Source organism: Kitasatospora sp. NPDC093558 (genome assembly GCF_040683475.1).
In the GTDB taxonomy this organism is placed as follows: Bacteria; Actinomycetota; Actinomycetes; order Streptomycetales; family Streptomycetaceae; genus Kitasatospora.
This window is the reverse complement of sequence record NZ_JBFBDY010000763.1, coordinates 1-2691: the sequence shown is the minus strand read 5'-3', so window position 1 is coordinate 2691 and position 2691 is coordinate 1. Positions and strand designations below refer to the sequence as shown.

Here is a 2691-nt window from a genome sequence, read left to right as displayed (position 1 = left end):
CCGGGCGATGGGTGTTATCGCGGTGGCGTCCAGGGCGGGGGTTCCGGTGCCGGGCCGCCAGACTCCGGTGACCGTGACCCAGGTGTCGGTGGCCGGGGCCGGGAGCCCGTGGATCTCGACCTTCACCACGCGGGCGTCGGCGGCGCAGCAGCTGACGATGATGCGGCTGAGCTGCCAGGTGGTGGCGCCCACGGGGGTGACGAAGCCGGTGAGGCGTGCGGTACGGCCCTTGAGGGATTGGCTGTTGTCCCAGACCGCCCGGCCGGCGAAGTCGGTCAGTGAGAGCGGGACCGGATCCTGAGCCGGGAGTGCCGCGAAGCTGGTGCGCTTGGCGATCACACCGGAGCCGTCCCGGGCAACGGTGTAGGAGCCGAGGGCCGGCGGGGCGAAGAGCAACAGCATGGCCGCGGGCAGCGTGAGCAGCCAGGCCACCCTCGGTCCGGCGGCGGAGTGTGCGTGGCCGTCGTACTCGTCCTCGTCAGGGCGGACGTCACGCACGGCGGCGACGAGGGCGAGCAGCACGAGCACGATGCCCGAGGCGATCAGCGCCGGTCGCAGGCCTTCCTTCACGTAGCGCAGATACAGATCGCCGAGCAGGCTGACGCGTAGCAGGGCCGATCCGGTCAGCAGGAGCAGCGCGGCGGGCAGCAGGCGCCTCACAGCAGCCACCCCCCGACCAGGGTGCTGACCAGGAGGGCGGTGGCGAAGGTGGCGGTGGAGAACCGGGCGGCGAAGGCGCGGCCGAAGGTGCCGGACTGCAGGGCGATCAGCTTCAGGTCGACCATCGGTCCCACGACCATGAACGCCAGGCGGGCGGTGGGGGAGAAGCCGGACAGCGAGGCGGCGACGAAGGCGTCGGCCTCGGAGCAGATCGACAGCACCACCGCGAGCACGCCGAGCAGCGGTACGGCCAGCCACGGGGTACCGGCGAAGGTCTCCAGCAGGGTTGGCGGTACGGCGATGTTGAACGTCGCCGCGGCGGCGGCTCCGAGCACCAGGAAACCGCCTGCGTGCAGGAAGTCGTGCTGCAGGGCCCGCGTGAAGGCGGTCCAGCGGCCGTGCCCCTCCCTGCCCGGTGGCCGGTTGCGAAGTCGCAACCACTCGGGGCGGCCCAGCCGCAGCCACAGCCAGCCCATGACGATCGAGGTGGCGAGCGAGGCGAGCAGACGGACGAGGACCATCTCCGGGTGGCCGGGGAAGGCGATCGAGGTCGCGACCAGGACGACCGGGTTGACGGCGGGGGCGGACAGCAGGAAGGCCAGTGCCGCGGCCGGCGTGACCCCGCGACGGATCATGCTTCCGGCCGGGCGGGCCGCCGGTGATGGTTCGCTGATCGCCAAGCTTTGGCAATGATTTCCATCTCGCCTTTGCCGCAGCTGGTTTTGAAAACCGTTTCCATCTACTGTGGTGGCGTCCAACGGAGCCGGACCCCGCCCAGACGGCGGATCCGGCAGGTTTCGAGGAGCAACCCGCCATGCGTGTCGTCCCGTCCAGCAAGCCCCGCCACCTTCCGAGAACCGTGCTCGGCGCGACCGCGGTCGCACTCCTCGCCGCGACCAGCGCGTGCTCGACCAGCTCGCCCGCGAAGAGCGCGTCCGCGGCGTCCGCCGGTGCGAGCAGCGCCGGAGGCTCGAAGGTGATCCAGGTGACCGCGGCGGAGAACTTCTGGGGTTCGATCGCCACCCAGCTGGGCGGGGACCACGTCAAGGTGACCAGCATCATCACCAACCCGGACACCGACCCGCACTCCTACGAGCCGACCGCCAACGACGGCCGCACGGTCGCGGGCGCGGACTACGCGATCACCAACGGGATCGGGTACGACGCCTGGTCGGACAAGCTGCTGTCCGCGAACCCCGCCTCCGGCCGCACCGCCCTGAAGGTCGGCGACCTGCTCGGCAAGAAGGAGGGCGACAACCCGCACCAGTGGTACTCGGCGGACAGCGTCACCAAGGTGATCGACCGGATCACCGCCGACTACAAGAAGATAGACCCGGCCGACGCGGCCTACTTCGACACGCAGAAGAAGACGTTCACCACGCAGACTCTGGCCAAGTACGCCCAGCTCGAGGCGGACATCAAGGCGAAGTACGCGGGTACCCCGATCGGTGCCTCGGAGTCGATCGTCACCCCGCTCGCCGAGAGCGTGGGCCTGAAGATGATGACCCCGGATACGTTCCTGGACGCGGAGAGCGAGGGCACGGACCCGACCGCCGCCGACAAGGCCACGATCGACCAGCAGATCGCCGGCAAGCAGATCAAGATCTACGTCTACAACACGCAGAACTCCAACCCCGACGTGGTCGCCCAGGTCGACGCGGCCAAGAAGCAGGGCATCCCGGTGGCCCAGGTCACCGAGACCCTCGCCCCCGCGAACGCCACCTTTCAGGACTGGCAGACCCAGGAGCTCCAGGGCATCGCCGACGCACTGAAGCAGGCGACGGGCAAGTGAGCATCCACCCGGCCGCAGAGGTCCGTACCGATATGGCCCGCGCGGAGAAGTCCCGAGCGGACAAAGCCCGTACGGAGACGAGCCGTACACAGACGGCGCGCACCGCGCCCGGTGGGGAGCCGGTGTTGTCGCTGCGCGGCGCGGCCGTGCGCGTGGGCGGGCGGACCCTGTGGTCGGGTGTCGATCTGACCGTCGGGGCCGGGGAGTTCACCGCCGTCCTCGGCCCCAACGGGGTCGGC

At 70.2% G+C, this 2691-nt stretch carries 2 protein-coding genes and 1 pseudogene; 1 reads left to right on the top strand and 2 read right to left on the bottom strand.

The features are described from left to right. Together AB0O00_RS34865 and AB0O00_RS34860 are read right to left on the bottom strand one after the other, a co-directional pair. On the bottom strand, positions 1 to 669 hold a 669-nt coding region (locus AB0O00_RS34865), incomplete at its 3' end, for a TIGR03943 family protein (RefSeq protein WP_363658699.1). Then, a pseudogene (locus tag AB0O00_RS34860) lies at positions 657 to 1304 on the bottom strand (permease); the annotation flags it as partial. The pseudogene AB0O00_RS34860 and the gene AB0O00_RS34865, both read right to left, overlap by 13 nt. A gap of 170 nt (positions 1305 to 1474) precedes the next feature. Here AB0O00_RS34860 and AB0O00_RS34855 point away from each other — a divergent pair. Then, complete coding sequence (locus AB0O00_RS34855) at positions 1475 to 2452, top strand: zinc ABC transporter substrate-binding protein (protein WP_363658697.1); 978 nt, start codon at positions 1475 to 1477, stop codon at positions 2450 to 2452. Positions 2453 to 2691 lie beyond the last annotated feature (239 nt).